This window comes from Betaproteobacteria bacterium, assembly GCA_016194905.1.
GTDB lineage: Bacteria > Pseudomonadota > Gammaproteobacteria > Burkholderiales > JACQAP01 > JACQAP01.
In genome coordinates this window covers 47156-64886 of sequence record JACQAP010000016.1, presented here as the reverse complement: position 1 = coordinate 64886, position 17731 = coordinate 47156, and the positions used below count along the sequence as shown (strand labels likewise).

Here is a 17731-nt window from a genome sequence, read left to right as displayed (position 1 = left end):
CTAATGTCAACCCTCCGTATGACCCGACGCTAGTTTGTGCCGGGGTGTGCCGTATCGTGAAGCGAAACCTCCTTCGCAATACGCGCCGCTAGAGCAGGGGCATCCTGCTCAAACACTATTTCCCTATCGGCCGGAATCTTTTTCAGGATGCTGACTGCGTTTAGGAACGCGGACTGCAGACCTTCTTGTTGCGGCGCGCCCACGAGCAGGTAGACCTTGAAGTGATCGGTTGCGCCTTGAAGGCTAGCGAACTGGCCAAGCCAGCGATGCGCCTTGTCGCGAATGCTGTCCGCTGCCGCGAGGTCAAACGACAATGGCTCCAGGCAATTCCAGACGCCGTTCTTCCACGCGTACTGAAATTCAATCTCGTCGTCTTGGACGGCAATTTTCTTCGGTTGGAAATACTGTAGCAGCCGTCGCTCGTCCAGGTTGCGCTTGAAGTTCCGCCAAACGTCCTCGTCGGATCGTACGGCCGCCACCTGCCGCTCCTCATAGCGCAACACCATCCGGTCGAATAGCCGCTCCAGCGTCCGGGACGGATCGTCGGTTCGGCCACTCCCAGCCGGCGACCACTGAAGCGAGCTATCGTCGCGCGGTAGGATCGCGTGTGCGAACTCCAGTACGTTAGAAGGATCGGTCAACGGAAGCTCGCCAGCGACGCGCTCACCCTGTTCCTCGATCCGTGCCTGGATGTAGCGCATAAGCGACTTGAAATGCTCGGAGTTCACCCCCGGGAACACTTTGTTCAGCCGGCCGTAGGTGTTGCGGCAAAGCGCACTGAGATAGCGTGCCTCTGGGGCGTAAAGCACGATACCCACGTTCACGAATTCACCGCTCGTGGTGTCGTGAACGTACCGCAGCACGCAATACGTGTAACTGTAGAGATTTTTCATTGGAGTACCCTCGCGATTTCCTGCAACGCAGCTGCCAGATTATCCCTGACCGTTGCAACATGCTTCAACACCTTATCGGCAGTATCCCCCGCATCATGCCACTCGCCCGGCAGCGCGTCGCGATAAGCTGCGAGCCTCGTGTCCGTGATGGCCGCCCAAGCACCCGCCAATCGATCGAAATTGAGCGCCCTTCCCCGAAGCTGCTCGGAGAATAAGTGGCCTGGGGAACGGCGCAGGGCTTCGAGTGCACCGACCTCCCAAGGCGGCCGCCAATCGATCACGCCCTCGGTAACAAATGCCAGCTCGTGATCGAAGATTGCGTGATTCGTCCCGTTGAAGAGGCAGTTCGGATTCTCCCGACGACGGTCCGCGTTGGCAATGAGCGCATCGAACGCAAACACTTCGGCGGCGATATTGAGGGCGTCTTTCGGGACCGGCTTGCCGACCGGCCAGCTTGTGAATCCAGGCGGCAGACTTTTCGAGCCGAACGCGACCGGATTGCTCCGGCGCGCGATCTCCGCCACCGTCTGATCTGGAATCGTCGCAACAAATTGCGGATCAAGTCTGACCAGAAAAGGTTCCGGTACCGGAAGATCGAGATCCGCAGCAAGCATCGCGGCGATTGCTTCCGACACCAGTGCGGCGACCCGGCGTTCGCAGCCCGCGGAGAGTTTCGCCACCACTTCGACCTCATCGCCAGTGGCGGTTTCACACGAGAGCCGGCACGGCATGGTCCGCCCGGTTTGGACACGCCCGTCAAAGCGGATCGCGGTGACCCGATCCAGCACTACGATACCTTGGGGGTTCTCATATCGTTGACCTCCGAACGATCGTTCGGTATGTTAGGCGGATGGCGAATGATGGTCAATACCTTTTGAGACTGCAGGACTACTACGCCCGGCATCGGGTACTGCCGTCCTACGCTGCAATCGGCACCCTCGTCGGGCTGAACTCGAAGGCCTCGGTAGCGGGGATGGTCCTACGGTTCAAGGCGGAAGGATTCCTTGAGAGTTCACCGGATCGGCGCCTTAAACCTGGGAAGCGGTTCTTCGAGCGCCCGTTAGCGGAAAGTGTGCGGGCCGGGCTGCCCAGCCCGGCTGCAGATTCAGGTCCCGAAGGGCTTTCCATTGACGAGTACCTCGTCGCCCGTCCCTCGAAGACCATACTGATCACCGTCAAAGGCGATTCGATGATCGATGCCGGCATTCATCCTGGCGATGTAGTCGTCGTTGAGAAGCGTTCATCCGCGAACGTTGGCGACATCGTTATCGCGATCATCGACAACGAGTTTACGTTGAAGCGGTTCGGCCGCGAGAAAGGCCGTGTCGTGCTTCGACCCGAGAACAAGGCCTATGCGGTCATACGGCCCAAGGGCGAGCTGGAGATTTTCGGAGTGGTGGTCGGACAATTCAGGACGTACCGGTAGCGGGTAAGCGTCATCGCGAAGAAACTTGAAGCGGCCGCACCCGTCGTCACCGCGCGCATCGCCCGGCAAATTCTCCTCGTCCGCGGCCACAAGGTTATGATCGACGCTGACCTCGCCGCTCTGTACGGGGTGACGACGAAGCGCTTCAACGAGCAGGTGAAGCGCAATCTCGCACGCTTTCCCGCGGATTTCATGTTCCGGTTGCGCGACACCGAGCATTCCGCTTTGAGGTCGCAAATTGCGACCTCAATCGGGGGACGCGGCGGCCGACGCTACTTGCCCTACGTGTTCACCGAGCACGGCGCCATCATGGCCGCCACCATCCTCAACTCTCCCCTAGCTACGGAAATGAATGTGTTCATCGTGCGTGCCTTCGTCGAACTGCGCGAAGCGATCGGGACTCACAAAGAACTCGCCAAGCGGCTCGACGAACTGGAATTGCGCCTGGAGCGCAAGCTCGCCACGCACGACCAGGCCATCGCCGGCATCCTGGAGGCCATCCGCCAGCTCATGGCGCCGCCCGAGCCCGCGAAGACGCGCCGCATCGGGTTCGTGCAGACCGATTGAGACCTTTCGACAAACGTCTGGAGCGCGACGAGGTGGTCGCAAATTGCGACCACCTCCGGCGGCTGCAGGCAAAGATCAGCCGTAACCGGGATGTCGGCCTCGGACGCGATTCCATCAATCAGGGCGTCGGGCTAACCGTTACGCGCGAGATCGTATTGCGCGCAGACGGCTGTCAGCAACAAGCAGAGTTGGGCGTTCCGCTCATCGCTGCGGGAAAATCACGATTCGTTCTATCGTTCTCTCCGGATTACGTTCTTTAGAAGTGTATCTGCATCCTGTCTGCCGATACCTCGAAGCTTCCACTCACCGTCATTGTCGTCTACCAAATGCTTCAGTCGATGCACGGCGGTCTGAGCAGTACTCTTGGAGATTCCGTGTCTTGCGACGAGCCCTACAAGCTCCTGGCGACCAATTCGTCTCGGATACAAGGAGTAGAGGAGCAGCAAGGCGATCTCTCCGGCCTTGAGGCCCTTAACGTTCACATAGGGGCGGCCATCGATCTCCTCAAAGTATGGATATGTCTTGTTTGTAAGTTCGTCGATCAAGGTAGCAGCCGCAACCGTATCTGCGGTTGTACTGCAAAAACGGACCAATTCGGCGAGTACCCACGAAATGATAGGTACGACCACCTTCGCGTCCATTTCATTGGCATCGATGTCGTGCGCATCATGCCTACCCCCTCGATTGTTGACAACTTCATAAACGACAATGCACGCCTTCGGAATCACGATTCGGACCACGTCGGAATAGGCACTTGCACTAATACTCTCAAGCTGCCGAAGCTCATTACCCGCCTTGAATTGCCTCGGGTTGCTCACTGTCTTGCCGCAATGGACGATCAAGGCTTTCGTGATCGACTCGACAAACTTACCCGCTTTAAGAGCGACGCCATCCCAATCTTGAACGGCGTATTTCTCCACAGCAGTAGAAAAGTGCTTAAGCGACGCCTCAATGTGTCGCGCATCGAACTTCTTTGCTAGGAGGCCCCTAACTTGGTCAGTGTTTTTCATCGAAGATACTTTGCCAAGACGGTCTTAGGTGGTAAAGACCGCTCTTCTCCGTATTCACCCAGTCATTATCTTTGGCACTCGCCGAATAGAATCGATTGAATTTGATATCCAAGAGTCCCTTCGCGGTCATTCTGCTCCATTGCCTCTCGACTTCCTCCAAGGACACTTTCTTGCCAACGTCCCCTCCTGCGAGGTGCGCGAGAACTAGAGTGAATTTTTTCGGCCCACTCATTCCCACTGCATGCTTCTTGACAAATGGGCGAATGGGCGTGGAAAAATCGATGTTGCTTCGTTGTCTGGACGTCGTTCGTGGACGGCGAACTCCCGTTGTCGACGTGAGCGTTTGCGGTTTTGCCGCTCGTGCCAAGCTGATACTTTCTTCAAGCAGGTCTCTTATCCGCTCCAGCCGCGCTACGAGTGCTGGATTGGCTTTGCTATTTCCTCTTTGCATAGACTTTTCGTCCCCCTTCGCGGAAGCTCACAAACAGTGAGCCAGCCTTCGAGAGAGTATTGAGCGGAGTCTGTACAGCCTGTTTGCTGTAGTGGTAGCCATGGCTCGCGAGCGCTTCATTGATTTCCCCAAAGGTGCGTTTGCGATCGAAGAACCCCTTATTGACCAGAAACCGCAATCCTCCTGTTGCGCCCTTGAAGTCACTACTATCTCCCTTGCGCGCAGTCTTCTGGCGTTTGGGAAAGACGGCATCCTCAAGCCTCTTCACCCGCGACTGGAGATCCTTCAGAGTCTTAGTGATTTCGGCCGGCATGGTCAGTTAACGTACAACCAGCGCTTCTGATCCTTGATCCGTCGCAGTTCACGCTTCCTGATGAAGCGCAACAGGATCGGTGACAGGGTCGTGACCGGGTAGTAGTGCCCTTGCTCCTCTAGGGCAAGTCTTATGGCACTCAGTTCCTTCGGCTTTTTAAAGAACCCTCCATCGATGAGATCCACGATCAGGCCGGTGGGGGTAGTTCTGAGCTTACTCTTTCGTCCTGAGGGAGTTGCTCTCTTCCGGGCTGGTTGAGATCCCGACTCAAGCCGGGCAACTAATGTGGCCACCTCGTCCGGTGTCCCTTCAACGGTGATCGTTGCCCCGCCTTTCGTGGTTACGCGTGCCTTTGCCATATTCCACTATTCCACTATTCCACCTAGACAAGCGTTCAGAATAGTGAACTAAGCCTGGGAAGTCAAGGGAGCGGGGGTCTTGGTGGTGGATTCTGACGCCCAACGTTCCGGTTGAGTCGCGCTCATTAGGGCACGCGGGCTCGCTGGCACGCGTCGATCGCGAACCGGTGGTTAATCTTTGGCTGCGAACGCGCGGTGGAGCAGGGACTGAAACAAGTGATCGGCTTGGCGCAATGCTTCGCGCTGGTTAGAACGTAGCTGCTCGTATTTGCGTAATACACCTGCAAACTGCTGCTGGAGCGAGAGCGGAGGCAATGGAGTAGTCAACTCACGCAGTATTTCCAGGTTGATATTTTTCTGTGCGGACTCCGGTGCGTTTTTCTCAAGATGCTCCTGCAAAAACCCCAGCCAGTACTGGATATACTCGGTCACGACACCATCGCGAGGTAAAAAACCGACAACGCTGTCGGGGAAACACGCCGGATAGGTAAGGATTCCAGTCTTTCCTATGTTAGCTGCGATCGTTATACAAAGAGTCCCAGCAGGCCAGACTTTGCTTTGTTTCAATCCTGCTTCTGAGTAGGTCTGATGGTGCTCTTTGATGTATTTATCGCAGTTGGCTATGTCGCCCGTCTGAATAAAAGGATAGCGCCCGCCATAGAGGTGCGGCGCGTTTCTTGGGCGATGCTTAGATCGGCCGCGATCCAGCGCGCCCAACGTTGCGAATTCAACGCGATCCCAGCCTTTTGTATTTCGTGCTGGGTCTCCGAACATCTCGATGAAGACGGATATCAGGAAGGTGTCGCTGAGTTCGAGGGCGTAGCGGCGGGTGCGGCGCAGCCGGTCTGCCTGCGCCAACAGCCCTGCAATTCGCTTTTGCTCGGACAAGTCTGGCAGCGGTATGTCGCACTCTCTCAGAATCGTTGTATTGAGGCCTTGCATAATGGCACCGCGTGCCATTTTCTGAAGCTGAACGTCTATGACACTACTGTTAATCGCATAGCAGAGGTAAGCCGGAAAGACGCGGTCCGTATCGACACGCATCCTGAATAGGTGCGAATCAAAAATCGCTTTGCCCAACTTGTGCGGAACGACGGCAGCTCGTCCAATTGTGCCCATAGTCGTAACAAGCACGTCATCAGGCGCAATTTCATAGTCGGATAGTTCCTTAAATTTTGCAGGCGCAACGAAGCGTCGGAAGCCCTTTTCGAATTGATTGGGCAAGACGTTCTCAATTCCGACAACAGGAATCCCGGTATCGACCAGCTCAGACTTTTTCAGTGAGCTTCCGAAGGGGCCTATTTTAAATGCCCCGTGTTCATTTAGAGCGAGGTCGCCAATCTTAATGGTGCGCAGACTCACAGCTGGGCAAGTAGTTTTTCCAACGTCCCAACGTCGGTGGTTGCGCCGGCTTCGAGTTTGCGCAGACGTTCGAGCGTAATGGCAGGCCTTTCATAGAACACCTCGTCCTGCTCAATCTGCCGGTAGCGGCTGGCGGAAAGGTCGTAGTTGTTCGCCTTCACCTGATCCTCGGTCACCCAGAACTGGCGGCCCAGTTGGTTGATTTCGGTCTGCAGCGGTGTGATCTGCGCCTGAAGCTCCGCGAGTTCAACCTCGGCCGTTTCACGCGCCGCGCGGGCGGCGCCCGCGTTGCCGTCTTTCGCGACCACCTCCTCGAATTTGAGCCGGTGAATGGTCTCGTGATGCTTCAGTCGGTCGGCCTTGAGCGGTGCGATCTGTTTATTTAGTTCAGCGAGGCGCTGGGAGCGAATTTGCTGAAACTTGGTATCGCGGCGCTGCTGCCAGCAGTCGAGCAGGTCCGGGATGTCGTTCTCGGGCACTTTCTGGCGCTTGTCGTCGAGCGAAAAGCCGTCATGCTCCATGTCGTAGAACCAGATCTTTTCCGTGGTGCCGCCCTTGGTGAACCGCAGCACGGCCGTGGAGACGCCGGCGTAGGGCCGGAACACGCCGCTCGGCATGGAGATCACCGCGTCGAGCCGGTTCTGCTCGATCAGCAGCCTGCGGATTTCGACGTGTGCCTTGCTCGATCCGAACAGCACGCCGTCGGGCACGATCACCGCCGCGCGACCGCCGTTTTCCAGCAGCCTCAGGAACAAGTGCAGGAACAGGATTTCGGTCTTCTTCACCTTGGCGGGCAGCGAAGCGTTGACGTCGGCGGCGTCGACCGCGCCCTTGAACGGCGGATTGGCAAGCACGATGTCGTAGCATTTCTCTTCGTTGAAGGCCTTGGACAGGGTGTCGCTGTAACGGAAGTTGGGCGAGGCAATGCCGTGCAGCATCAGGTTCATGCTGCCGATGCGCAGCATGGTCATGCCCGAATCGCTGTCGTAGCCGGTGATCGCCTGCCGCTGCGCGTCTTCGGTGAATACTTCGCGCGGCAGCTTGGCACCGGTGACGCCGTGCGGGTAGCCCTCCTCGTCGTAGGTGAGGTCGCGCGGGTCGGTATGGGTTTCGAGCAAATGCTGCCAGGCATTCACCAGGAAGCCGCAGGTGCCGGCCGCGGGATCGCACACGCGATCACCGGGCTGCGGATCGACCATTTTCACCATCATGCGGATGATGTGGCGCGGGGTGCGGAACTGGCCGTTGGTGCCGGCAGTGTTGAGCTTGGACAGCAGGTATTCGTAGAGATCGCCCTGCACGTCCTGGTTCTGGGCTGAAATCTGCAAGGCGTCGATGGCTTTGCAGGCTTCGATCAGGAGACTCGGTTTGTTGATCTTGAACTCGGCGTTTTCCATCTGCTGTGCGAACGAGCCGCCCGCGCCGCCTAAGGTCTTGATGAATGGAAAGACTTCCTCCTTCACGGCCTTGAGCGCCTTGTCGGCCGGCAGTTGAGTCCAGTGCGACCAGCGCAACTCCTTGCGCGGAAAGGCTGGCGTGTGCTTCTTGCCGCGCCGCTGCGCCGCACGCTCGTTATCCTGCTCTTTCTCGTCGAGGCGCTTGAGAAACAGCAGGAAGCTCAACTGCTCGATCGCGTCGAGCGGGTTCGAGAGGCCGCCCGACCAGAGTTTGTCCCAGAGCGAATCGACGGCGGAGCGGAGATTGGAATCGGTCAGCATGGAGCTTTATCCGCAGATTGACGCAGACTCGCGCAGATTATTTTCGAACAATTCTACAATCGTGGGAAACACTGTTCGATTTCCACACCATATTCATGTTTCGAGTCTTTTGAGTTCATCGGCGTAAATCTGTGAAATCTGCGGATCGCTTTGCATGGGTGAACACCAACCGTTTATATTCCAGCGAACGAGCGCCGAAATTCAGCAGCAGAGCGCGGGAGAGGCCGGTGATTTTAAGATAATTGATCGTCTGAGCTTCCTCGACCCCCGTGAGTCGGCCAAGGGCTTTGATTTCTACCAACACCTCGTCAAAACAAATGAAGTCCGCACGGTAACTGGAGGGAAGCTTCTGTCCTTTGTAAAAGACGGGAAGCGTTACCTCGCGCTCGAAGGGGATTTGCCGCGAACCCAACTCAGCCGCGAGCGCGTCTTGATACACCGCTTCGAGAAAACCGAACCCCAGTTCCCGATGTGCCTCCATGGCCGCGCCGATAATGGCATAAGTCTGTTCGTCGGTTTTCTGTAAATCGGCGTTCATCTGCGTCAATCTGCGGATCACTAAGCGGCGAGGCGCTCAGTCAGGTTCAGGATTTCGCGCACTTCGGCCGGATTGAAAAAGCGATCGACCGCGTTGCGGCCGAACACGGTGAGCGGCGGCTCGTACAGTTCGGCTTCGGCCAGACGGCGCTGCTTGAGAAACAACTCCTGCACCGCGCGCAGGAAGCGAATCTGGTCGGCATTGTAACGGTGTGCGGCGACATGGTGCTCGAACGCGCGCTCGACCACTTGGGTGTAATCGGGTATCGCGTCGAGGGTAAGTACGTGGCGCAGAAAACCGAGGAAGTTGTCGGTCTTAAGCCCATAAGCGATGCGGATGAGCTTGGGCGAGAGGTGTAGATCGCCCTCGCCCAGTTCGTGATGCAGGGTGCGCTCCAGGTCGACCAGTTGCTCGTCGCTCGCCTCGCGACCTTCGCGGATGGCGGCAAGCGCCGGATCGGTCTCGACGATCTGCAGGATGCGGGCCTCGACGCGCCGGCGGTATTCCTCGACATGGATTTGCTGCCCGCCTTCGCCCACCGAGATGTAGCCGCGTGTTTCGATGAAGTCCGGCAAGTCGATCTTGAGAAAAGCGCTGGGGCGGTTGCGCCGGTTCTTCATCATCGGCGCAAGATCGGCGATCAGTCGCGTCAGTTGGGCCGGCTCGGCGGAGGCGAGCGCGTTCGAGAGCGCGAGCTTGGCGCTGGGGAAGCGCTCGACCAGTTGCTCGATTTCCGGCAGCAGGCTCACGTCCTCGGCAATCGACTGCAGCAATTGCGGCGACGACCGGCCCGACAGTATCTGGAGTTTCAGGCGCTCGACCTTGTGCGTGAAGGTTTCGGCGGCGACATCGACGTCCGCCGCGAAGCGCAACAGCGGCCCCACCTTCACGCGCAGAAAGTCGATCCCGGCCGGGGTAAGCAGTGTCCAGAAGCCTTCCTCCCAGGCTGGCTCGATCTCCGCCCAGACCTTGCGCACCGGAAACGAGTCCTGCGGAATGCGGTCGAGCATCGCCCGCAGGTCCGACACGGTCTGAATGAACGGCGCGGATTCCTGATCGGGGAGTTGGGCTTCGAGCAGTTTCAGTCGGGTATTGAAAATCGAAACCAGCACGGGCACTTCGGAGGGCACCCGGTCGTCTGCCTGTCTGTTGAAGTCGTTCTGCCAGAAATCGATGATCTTGAATTCGGTCTTGCGGCCTTCGGGCAGGCGGTCGAAGAACCTGCACGCCTGGTGATTGCGCGTGCCGCGGCCAATCATCTGCCAGAGCTTGATACGCGACTGGACCGGCTTCATGAAGATTAAGTTCACGACCTCGGGAACGTCTATCCCGGTGTCGAGCATGTCCACCGAAATGGCGATGCGCGGCAGGTCGTTCTTCTTGAACTTGGTGATCAACCCGTCGCCGTAGCTGCCGTCGCGCACGCGCTCGGTGGTGGACGTAACGACCTGCGCTACGCCGACGTGCTGCGGATACATTTCCTCGAACACTTCCGCAATGCGGTGCGCGTGAGCCTTGGTCATGGCGAAGACGATGGTCTTGCCCGGAAGCTGCGCGGACTGGTCCTTGAGGCAGACTTCCATGATCTCTTCCCACTGCCTGCGCAGGGTGTCCTTGTTGCTGACTTCGATTTCGATTTCAGTGCCGGCATAGTCGATGGCGTCGGGATCGATACCCTGCTCGATCAGCGCGTTGCGGTCTTCCTCGGTGAGATCGGCGCCCTTGATGCCTTTGCGCTGAAAGCCCGTATGGGCCTGATACAGGCTGAAATCAACAAGGAACTTCTCCTTGACCGCTTGCTGGTATTCGTAAAGGAAGGTCGGCGTCGCGCTGTCGCACTGAAAAACCCGGAAGGTGTCGCGGTCGATGAAGTTGGCCGGCGTCGCGGTGAGGCCGACCATGCGCGCGTCGAAGTACTCGATGACCTCGGTGAATCGCCGGAAAATGGAACGGTGCGCCTCGTCGAAGACGATCAGGTCGAAGAATCCGGGATTGAATTTCTGATAGCACAGGCTCAGGGTCTGCTCGGTAGCGACGAAAAGGCGCTTCTGCGTATCGACCTTCCAAGTGTAGATGCGGTCGCGCGGTTCGTTGGGCAGGTGCGCCTTGAAGCCGTCGGTGAGCGCCTGGTCAACAAGGGCATCGCGGTCCGCGAGAAACAGCATGTTCTGAGCTTGATTCGCGCGGAGGAACAAGTCGAACAACGCCATCGTGGTGCGAGTCTTGCCGGTGCCCGTGGCCATTACCAGCAGCGCGCGGCGCTTGTTGGCCGCGAAAGCTTCTGCGACGCGGCGGATAGCTTCGTGCTGGTACGGCCGATCGACGATCTTTGTGTTGATCGGCACATTCGGCAGCGGCTGACCGTTCTGTCGCAGAAAAAGGAGGCGCTTCAAGTCTTCGGGCGAGAAAAAACCGGCAACGACGCGCGGATTGGCTTGCCCGACTTCCCAGAACCAGGTTTCGAGGCCGTTGGTCATGAAACCGAACGGCGCGTACGACTGGCGCTTTGCGATTTCAGTTACGTAGTGGCGGAGTTGCTCGTCGGCCTCGCGCGGATTGCGCGAGCAGCGCTTCGCCTCGACGACGGCAATGACTTCGCCGCCGGGCGCGTAAAGGCAGTAGTCGGTGACGCCGTTCCACGGCTCCGCGTCGTAGCCATCGACGGGAATCTCGAAACCGACCTGCGTGCGGTCATCGAGATTCCAGCCGGCGTCGCGCAACGCCGGGTCAATGATGACGTAGCGGGCCTGGGCTTCGTTTAGCGAAGAGGTCGTGGTAGGGCGGCGCATGAAAACTCGGCTAGCCTTAGACGTTTTCAACGGTTGAATCCGAACCTTATCCAATTACTCGGCGTAGTCCGGATTTTGCGGAGCCCATGGTAACATTCAGTACAAATTTACTGTCGGCCAAGTCCATGTCGCGCGGTCTTCCCAATTCAATAGACGATACCCTCTCCCTCCTTGCCCAAGGCGAATACGTCGCCGAGCGCTCGCTTGCCACGGCAGTATTCCTTGCATTGCGCATGGGCCGGCCATTGTTTCTGGAAGGCGAAGCCGGCGTGGGCAAAACCGAGATCGCCAAGGTACTGGCGCAAGTCCTCGGCCGCCAGCTCATCCGGCTGCAGTGTTACGAAGGCCTGGACATCGCGTCGGCCGTGTACGAATGGAATTACCAGCGCCAGATGATCGAGATCCGCCTCGCGGAGGCGGATGGTGCGGGTTCGCGGGAAAAACTCGAGAAAGACATCTTCAGCGAGCGCTTCCTGATCCGCCGGCCGCTGCTGCAGGCGCTGGACGCGAAGGCCGGCGATGCGCCCGTACTGCTCATCGACGAGCTGGATCGAACCGACGAACCGTTCGAGGCTTATCTGCTGGAAGTGCTGGCGGATTTCCAGGTCACCATTCCCGAAATCGGCACTATCAAGGCAGAGCGCCCCCCGATCGTCGTCATCACCTCGAATCGCACGCGCGAAATCCATGACGCGGTCAAGCGCCGCTGCCTCTATCACTGGGTGGATTACCCGACCGCCGCCGCCGAACTCGAGATCGTCCGGCGCAAGGTGCCCGGCCTGGCCGAGAAGCTGTCCGGCGACATCGTCGCTTTCGTGCAGAAACTGCGGGCAGCGGATCTGTTCAAACGCCCCGGCGTCGCCGAAACCATCGACTGGGCCAAGGCTTTGGTCGAACTGGACCGCCGCTCGCTCGATGCAGGCGTCGTCAATGACACCCTAGGCGTGCTGCTCAAGTATCAGGACGACATCGCCGCCGTGCGCGGCAGCGAAGCCGCCCGCATCCTCGATGAGATTTCCACTCACTAAATCCTAAAGCAACTTCTCAACGCAAAGGCGCAAAGGACGCGAAGGTCGCAAAGGAAAACAAAAGCGGCCGGGGGGAAAAACATTTGCGATAGACAGTGTTGACAGGAAATCGCCAGGTTTCATATTCAAAATGCGTTAAGACGTGAGTTTTCCAATACACCGGGGCGTAAAGTGGATGAGAACGCGCTGTCCCATGAAGTAATAGGAGCCGCGATCGAGGTTCACAGGGTTTTAGGTCCTGGCCTGTTGGAGTTTATTTACGAAGAAGCCCTCGTCATCGAACTCGAAGATCGAGGATTAAACATCGTTCGGCAGGCGGAAGTTGAAGTTTGGTACAAGGACCGGCAACTTGAGAACAAACTTCGACTGGACATTCTGGTTAACGGGATCGTGATCGTTGAAGTCAAATCGGTCGAAACAGTCCTTCCCGTTCATGAATCGCAGTTGCTGAGCTATCTTCGACTATCAAATAGGAAGCTCGGTTTACTGGTCAATTTCAATACCGTCGTCCTCCGAAGTTCCATCAGGCGTGTGGTTAACAATCTATGAATCGCCTTTCTTTGCGACCTTTGCGTCCTTTGCGCCTTTGCGTTGGGTGTTGCCTTAGTTGGGTGTTGCCTTAGATGAAGCTTGCTGAAAACGTGGTGCACTTTGCCCGCGCACTGCGCAAGGCGGGCGTGCCGGTGGGGCCGGACCGGGTCATGGACGGGTTGCGGGCGATCGGGTTGGCGGGCATCGAGAACCGCGACGACTTCTACTGGGCGCTGGCCTCGGTGTTTCTGTCCAGGCACGAACAATTCGAATTATTCAACCAGGCCTTCAGGCTGTTCTGGCGCGAGCGCTACCTGCTCGATCGCGCGCTGCAGGGTTTGCCGGTCGCGGCGCCCGCGAACTTTCCTCCCGACAAGACACCGAACCGGATTGCCGAGGCACTCGGATTGACGAAGAAGGTGCCCATGCGTGCCGGTACGGAAGACGACGAGCCCGATGTCCTGTTGAGCGCCTCGGAACTGGAGCGTTTGCAGCGCCGGGATTTCGAGACCATGACCCCGGAGGAACTGGAACAGGCAAAGCGGTTAATCGCCGGATTGAGGCTGCCGATCCCGCAGATTCCGACACGGCGCCTGCGGCCCGATACGCATGGGCGACGGGTGGATCTGCGCGCGACGCTACGCGCCAGCCTGCGCGGCAACGCCGATATCATTCCGCTCCGCCGCCGTTCCTATCGCCGCCGCCATCCGCCGCTGGTCGTGCTCTGCGATATCTCCGGCTCGATGAGCCGTTATTCGCGCATGTTCCTGCACTTCCTGCATGCGATCACCAGCGATCGCGATCGCGTGCACAGTTTCGTTTTCGGTACGCGGCTTACCAATATCACGCGGCAACTGCGGCATCGCGACGTCGACGTTGCGCTGGACGCAATTTCGGGAACCGTCGCCGACTGGTCCGGCGGCACGCGCATCGGCGCCACGTTGAAGGAATTCAACCAGCGCTGGTCGCGCCGCGTGCTGGGTCAGAACGCCGTGGTCATGCTGATCAGCGACGGACTCGACCGCGATGCGGGCCAGGACCTGACCGAGCAGATCGAGCGCCTGCACAAGTCATGTCACCAACTGATTTGGCTGAACCCGCTGCTGCGCTTCGAAGACTTCGAGCCGAAAGCGGCGGGCGTGCGCCTGATGCTGCCGCACGTGGACGCGTTCCTGCCCGCGCACAACATCGAAAGCCTCACCGACCTGGCGCGCTCGCTGCAACCCGGTCGCGCGTTCAGCCGGTCAACGCCGCATCCGTTCACTCTGGCTGCCTAAAGCTTTTCCCCGCGCACCATCCGGGTGCCCGATGCTCATAATCAGGCGCTCCCCAAGTCGGCTTCCCGCAATCCGGCGCGTATTGGCCCGCGTATCGGCGTAAAACGCGCGCGGATGTACCCATTTACGTCGCGCTCGACGGCATTGCCGCCGCGCATGATTTCTGCTTAACTGTCTGCCCGGATCGTTCCCTCATTCGAGCGACAAACCCGACCATGAGCTTCTTCAGTGTCGACATGCGCGTACTGCGTTCTTTCATTTCGGTCGTCGAGACCGGCAGCGTCACGGAAACTGCGCGCCGGCTCGGACGCACGCAACCTGCGATCACGCTGCAGATGAAACGACTGGAGGACCTCACCGGCAAAATCCTGTTCAAGCAGGATAGCCGGCGGCCGGTGCTGACCGAGCAGGGCGACCTGGTGCTGTCGTACGCAAAATCGATTCTGCGGCTGCACGACGAGTTGCAGACCAAGCTATCGTCGCCGGACATCGAAGGCCACGTCGTGCTGGGCACGCCGGACCTTTATGCCGCGTACCTGCTGCCATCGATACTTGCGTTGTTCCGCAAATCCTTTCCGCGCATCCAGGTCGAACTGCGCTGTTCGCTGTCGACGCCGCTCGTCAGCCTGGTGCAGCACGGCGAAGTCGACATTGCGCTGGTGACGCGCATGCCCGGCTTCACCGGCGGCCAGGTCGTGCGTCAGGAACAACTGATCTGGGTCATGGGCGAAGGCCACGACGTGCATCTCGCCGAACCGGTGCCGCTGGCCGTGCTGCCGCCGGGCAACATCTATCGCGACTATGCGATCGAGGGACTGGAGCGGCAGGGCCGCAAGTGGCGCATCGCTTGCGTGAGCGAAAGCGTGGGCGGCCTGCAGGCCGCGGTGTTCGCCGGCATGGCCGTCACCGTGCTGTGCAAGAGCGCGCTGGTGCACGGCATGAAACAGATCGGCATCAACGAATACTTCCCGCCGCTGCCCAAGGTTGACCTGCTGCTCTATCGCGCCTCAGGCCAGAGCACGCCGGCGGCGACAGCGCTGCACGAATACCTGGCCCATTGTCTCGGTACGCTTAATGCGGAAGGCCGCGCAACCATCGAAGCTCTTGCCCATGCGGCGAAGGAGCAACCCAAATCCACAGGCGGAGCGGCGGTGACCGCCATCACCGGCGCCCGGCGCAAATCAACCGCCGTTCGCGAAACCCGGCCAGCGGCCTGAGCCGAGTCCCGCCGCTTCGAACGCCGCGGCGACACGGAAGATGCGACCCTCTTCCAGCCACGGCGCGATGATCTGCAATCCGATCGGCAGGCCGTCGCGATCGAAGCCGCAGGGAATCGTCGCCGCCGGCAATCCCGCCAGATTGATTGGCCAGGAAAACGGCGACCAGCCCAGGTGTGGATCCACCGGCCGGTTCTCGACTTCGCCCACGCCGAGCGTCCCGGCCGCGAACGCGGTGACAGCGACCGTCGGCGTGACAAATACCTGTACACGCTGAAACGCCTTCAGGAACTGGCTGCGCAGCATGGTACGACGATGCATGGCATCGACGTAATCCGTGCCCTGATACTGTCGCCCGCGTGCGATGACTTCCTGGTATTCGCGATCGGAACGCGCCAGCGCTTGATGGTCGCGCGTCAGCACCGCGGCCGCCTGCTCGGTATACGCAATCGGTTTGATCGTGCTCTCCAGCACTTCGGGATCGAGCCCCAGATCGTCGGCTACAAGATCTGCGCCCAGATCGGCAAAGATCCTCAGCGCGGTTGCGAATGCGTCGCGTACGTCGGGCGATACCGCCGCGAATCCGAAATCCGGCGTGAATGCCATGCGGACGCCGTCGAGACGCCCCGGCGTCGTGTCGTAATGCCTCTGCCCTACCGGCAGACTCGCGGCATCGCGCGCATCGTGTCCGGCGATCACCTCCAGCAATAACGCCGCATCGCGCACGTTGCGTCCGATCGGACCGGTATGCGCTAGCGAAGCCCATGACGGCGGAAAGAATCCCGGTGCGCGGGGTACCAGGCCAAATGTCGGCTTGATGCCGAACACGCCGCAGAACGAGGACGGCACGCGGATCGAACCGACGCCGTCCGTTCCCAGTGCGAGCGGCCCGCATCCGGCGGCGACCGCGGCCGCGGCGCCGCCGCTGGAGCCGCCGCTGGTACGATCGAGCCGCCAGGGATTGCGCGTGACGCCGGATACCGGGCTGTCGGCCGTGAGCTTGTATCCGGATTCGCAGGTCGTGGTTTTGCAAGTGATGATCGCGCCCGCCTTGCGCAGAGACGTGACCACCGCGGAATCGACCTCCGGCACGAAGTCCTCGAACACCGGGGCACCGCCGCGCGCCGGAACGCCGGCGACGAAAATGAGGTCCTTCACCGTCACCGGAATCCCGGTCAGCGGCCCTATCAAGCCTCCGCTGCGCCACGCCCTGGTCGCCGCCTTCGCCTCTGCGCGCGCGGAGTCGAACATCTGCGTGACCATCACATTGCAGATTTCATCGGTTTCCTCGAGCGCGCCGATCACCTCGTCGATGACATCGGAAGGCGTGAAACTGCCGACGCGATAGCCTTCGAGGAGATCGGTGGCCGGCAGGCGCGCGAGTTCGCCGATCTTCGGCGCCTGCTTCTTGCGCAAGCCTTCGGTTGCCGCCATCAATTTTTACCACCGCCCGCGACCAGGGTCGCCACCGCGCGCCGCGTCAGGACACTGATGAGGTTGGCGCGAAACTGCGCGTCACCATGCATGTCGGCGTTGAGCCCATCGGCAGGAAAACGGAATCCCGCCAATGCCTCGGGAGCAAACTTCTCCGAGAGCAAAGATTCCAGCGCCGTAGCGCGGAACACGTAGGGCGCCGCACCGGTGACTGCGACGCGCACGCCGGAGGAAGTTCTGGCGACGAACACGCCAACCAGCGCGTAACGCGACGCCGGGCTGCGGAATTTCTCGTAAGCCGCCATTGCCGGCAGCGGAAACGTCACCTGCAGAATGATTTCGCCGGCTTCGAGCGCGGTCTCGAACATGCCGACGAAAAACCGGTCAGCCGGGATTTTGCGCTTGCTGGTGGTGATCGTCGCTCCAAGGCCCAACAGTGCCGCGGGATAGTCGGCCGCCGGATCGTTGTTGGCGATCGAACCGCCGATCGTACCGCGGTTGCGAACCTGCGGATCGCCGATGCCTCCGGCCAGCACCGACAACGCGGGGATCAGGCGGCGCACGTCCGCCGAGGCGGCCACGTCCGCGTGGCGCGTCATCGCGCCGATGCCGACCTCCCCCTTGCCTGCGCGAATGCCGCGCAATTCGGCAAGTCCGCCGAGATCCACCAGCGCCGGAGGCAAGGTCAGCCGCATCTTCATCGCCGGGATCAGCGTCATGCCGCCGGCAAGCAGTCGCGTATCCGGTACGGCAGAAAATGCCCTGGCGGCCTCCGGGAGACTGGACGGACGATGGTAGTCGAAGCTCCTCATGCTTTC

18 protein-coding genes are annotated in these 17731 nt (G+C 59.7%); 6 read left to right on the top strand and 12 right to left on the bottom strand.

The window, feature by feature from the left end:
* Window positions 1-29: 29 nt before the first annotated feature.
* Both HY067_10095 and HY067_10090 read right to left on the bottom strand, forming a co-directional pair.
* Window positions 30-893, bottom strand: coding sequence for a DUF3037 domain-containing protein (locus HY067_10095; protein ID MBI3528309.1), 864 nt, complete (start codon window positions 891-893; stop codon window positions 30-32).
* Window positions 890-1624: a hypothetical protein gene (locus HY067_10090; protein MBI3528308.1), complete on the bottom strand. Its 735-nt coding sequence runs from the start codon at window positions 1622-1624 to the stop codon at window positions 890-892. The genes HY067_10095 and HY067_10090 overlap by 4 nt, the downstream gene beginning before the upstream one ends.
* 119 nt (window positions 1625-1743) lie before the next feature.
* On the opposite strand from HY067_10090, the gene HY067_10085 reads away from it, so the two are divergent.
* Together HY067_10085 and HY067_10080 are read left to right on the top strand one after the other, a co-directional pair.
* Window positions 1744-2319: a LexA family transcriptional regulator gene (locus tag HY067_10085; protein MBI3528307.1), complete on the top strand. Its 576-nt coding sequence runs from the start codon at window positions 1744-1746 to the stop codon at window positions 2317-2319.
* A gap of 96 nt (window positions 2320-2415) precedes the next feature.
* Window positions 2416-2886: an ORF6N domain-containing protein gene (locus tag HY067_10080; GenBank protein ID MBI3528306.1), complete on the top strand. Its 471-nt coding sequence runs from the start codon at window positions 2416-2418 to the stop codon at window positions 2884-2886.
* A gap of 230 nt (window positions 2887-3116) precedes the next feature.
* On the opposite strand, the gene HY067_10075 is transcribed toward HY067_10080, so the two are convergent.
* From HY067_10075 to HY067_10040, 8 genes are all read right to left on the bottom strand, one after another.
* A complete protein-coding gene (locus tag HY067_10075) occupies window positions 3117-3896 on the bottom strand; it encodes a hypothetical protein (GenBank protein MBI3528305.1) in 780 nt (259 codons plus the stop codon).
* On the bottom strand, window positions 3883-4347 hold the full coding sequence (locus HY067_10070) for a hypothetical protein (protein ID MBI3528304.1): 465 nt from the start codon (window positions 4345-4347) through the stop codon (window positions 3883-3885). The genes HY067_10075 and HY067_10070 overlap by 14 nt, the downstream gene beginning before the upstream one ends.
* Window positions 4331-4660, bottom strand: a complete 330-nt coding sequence (locus HY067_10065) for a hypothetical protein (GenBank protein MBI3528303.1) — start codon at window positions 4658-4660, stop codon at window positions 4331-4333. The genes HY067_10070 and HY067_10065 overlap by 17 nt, the downstream gene beginning before the upstream one ends.
* Window positions 4661-4662: 2 nt before the next feature.
* A complete protein-coding gene (locus tag HY067_10060) occupies window positions 4663-5019 on the bottom strand; it encodes a hypothetical protein (GenBank protein ID MBI3528302.1) in 357 nt (118 codons plus the stop codon).
* Between the two features lie 171 nt (window positions 5020-5190).
* Window positions 5191-5961, bottom strand: coding sequence for a restriction endonuclease subunit S (locus HY067_10055; GenBank protein MBI3528301.1), 771 nt, complete (start codon window positions 5959-5961; stop codon window positions 5191-5193).
* Between the two features lie 416 nt (window positions 5962-6377).
* Entirely contained in the window at window positions 6378-8099 is a 1722-nt protein-coding gene (locus HY067_10050) for an SAM-dependent DNA methyltransferase (protein MBI3528300.1), read from the bottom strand.
* A gap of 115 nt (window positions 8100-8214) precedes the next feature.
* Complete coding sequence (locus HY067_10045; protein MBI3528299.1) at window positions 8215-8637, bottom strand: GxxExxY protein; 423 nt, start codon at window positions 8635-8637, stop codon at window positions 8215-8217.
* Between the two features lie 20 nt (window positions 8638-8657).
* Entirely contained in the window at window positions 8658-11426 is a 2769-nt protein-coding gene (locus tag HY067_10040) for a DEAD/DEAH box helicase family protein (protein MBI3528298.1), read from the bottom strand.
* Between the two features lie 86 nt (window positions 11427-11512).
* Between HY067_10040 and HY067_10035 the strand changes: the two genes are divergently transcribed.
* The 4 genes from HY067_10035 (at window position 11513) to HY067_10020 (ending at window position 15479) form a co-directional block, all read left to right on the top strand.
* A complete protein-coding gene (locus HY067_10035) occupies window positions 11513-12454 on the top strand; it encodes a MoxR family ATPase (GenBank protein MBI3528297.1) in 942 nt (313 codons plus the stop codon).
* Window positions 12455-12625: 171 nt separating this feature from the next.
* On the top strand, window positions 12626-13003 hold the full coding sequence (locus HY067_10030) for a GxxExxY protein (GenBank protein ID MBI3528296.1): 378 nt from the start codon (window positions 12626-12628) through the stop codon (window positions 13001-13003).
* A 74-nt stretch (window positions 13004-13077) separates the two neighbouring features.
* Window positions 13078-14262 (top strand): VWA domain-containing protein, encoded by a 1185-nt coding sequence (locus HY067_10025; GenBank protein MBI3528295.1) that lies wholly within the window; start codon window positions 13078-13080, stop codon window positions 14260-14262.
* A gap of 215 nt (window positions 14263-14477) precedes the next feature.
* Entirely contained in the window at window positions 14478-15479 is a 1002-nt protein-coding gene (locus HY067_10020) for a LysR family transcriptional regulator (protein ID MBI3528294.1), read from the top strand.
* Here the strand turns inward: HY067_10020 and HY067_10015 are convergent.
* Both HY067_10015 and HY067_10010 read right to left on the bottom strand, forming a co-directional pair.
* Window positions 15444-16913, bottom strand: a complete 1470-nt coding sequence (locus HY067_10015; protein ID MBI3528293.1) for an amidase — start codon at window positions 16911-16913, stop codon at window positions 15444-15446. The genes HY067_10020 and HY067_10015 overlap by 36 nt on opposite strands.
* Entirely contained in the window at window positions 16913-17725 is an 813-nt protein-coding gene (locus HY067_10010; GenBank protein ID MBI3528292.1) for a xanthine dehydrogenase family protein subunit M, read from the bottom strand. Before HY067_10010 ends, HY067_10015 begins: the two co-directional genes overlap by 1 nt.
* Window positions 17726-17731: the final 6 nt, after the last annotated feature.

What these genes read in the sequence shown, in the direction of transcription:
- HY067_10095 (MBI3528309.1), bottom strand. Translation starts at nt 893, where the DNA reads ATGAAAAATCTCTACAGTTACACGTATTGCGTGCTGCGGTACGTTCAC.
- HY067_10090 (MBI3528308.1), bottom strand. Translation starts at nt 1,624, where the DNA reads ATGCCGTGCCGGCTCTCGTGTGAAACCGCCACTGGCGATGAGGTCGAA.
- HY067_10085 (MBI3528307.1), top strand. Translation starts at nt 1,744, where the DNA reads ATGGCGAATGATGGTCAATACCTTTTGAGACTGCAGGACTACTACGCC.
- HY067_10080 (MBI3528306.1), top strand. Translation starts at nt 2,416, where the DNA reads ATGATCGACGCTGACCTCGCCGCTCTGTACGGGGTGACGACGAAGCGC.
- HY067_10075 (MBI3528305.1), bottom strand. Translation starts at nt 3,896, where the DNA reads ATGAAAAACACTGACCAAGTTAGGGGCCTCCTAGCAAAGAAGTTCGAT.
- HY067_10070 (MBI3528304.1), bottom strand. Translation starts at nt 4,347, where the DNA reads ATGCAAAGAGGAAATAGCAAAGCCAATCCAGCACTCGTAGCGCGGCTG.
- HY067_10065 (MBI3528303.1), bottom strand. Translation starts at nt 4,660, where the DNA reads ATGCCGGCCGAAATCACTAAGACTCTGAAGGATCTCCAGTCGCGGGTG.
- HY067_10060 (MBI3528302.1), bottom strand. Translation starts at nt 5,019, where the DNA reads ATGGCAAAGGCACGCGTAACCACGAAAGGCGGGGCAACGATCACCGTT.
- HY067_10055 (MBI3528301.1), bottom strand. Translation starts at nt 5,961, where the DNA reads ATGCAAGGCCTCAATACAACGATTCTGAGAGAGTGCGACATACCGCTG.
- HY067_10050 (MBI3528300.1), bottom strand. Translation starts at nt 8,099, where the DNA reads ATGCTGACCGATTCCAATCTCCGCTCCGCCGTCGATTCGCTCTGGGAC.
- HY067_10045 (MBI3528299.1), bottom strand. Translation starts at nt 8,637, where the DNA reads ATGAACGCCGATTTACAGAAAACCGACGAACAGACTTATGCCATTATC.
- HY067_10040 (MBI3528298.1), bottom strand. Translation starts at nt 11,426, where the DNA reads ATGCGCCGCCCTACCACGACCTCTTCGCTAAACGAAGCCCAGGCCCGC.
- HY067_10035 (MBI3528297.1), top strand. Translation starts at nt 11,513, where the DNA reads ATGGTAACATTCAGTACAAATTTACTGTCGGCCAAGTCCATGTCGCGC.
- HY067_10025 (MBI3528295.1), top strand. Translation starts at nt 13,078, where the DNA reads ATGAAGCTTGCTGAAAACGTGGTGCACTTTGCCCGCGCACTGCGCAAG.
- HY067_10020 (MBI3528294.1), top strand. Translation starts at nt 14,478, where the DNA reads ATGAGCTTCTTCAGTGTCGACATGCGCGTACTGCGTTCTTTCATTTCG.
- HY067_10015 (MBI3528293.1), bottom strand. Translation starts at nt 16,913, where the DNA reads ATGGCGGCAACCGAAGGCTTGCGCAAGAAGCAGGCGCCGAAGATCGGC.
- HY067_10010 (MBI3528292.1), bottom strand. Translation starts at nt 17,725, where the DNA reads ATGAGGAGCTTCGACTACCATCGTCCGTCCAGTCTCCCGGAGGCCGCC.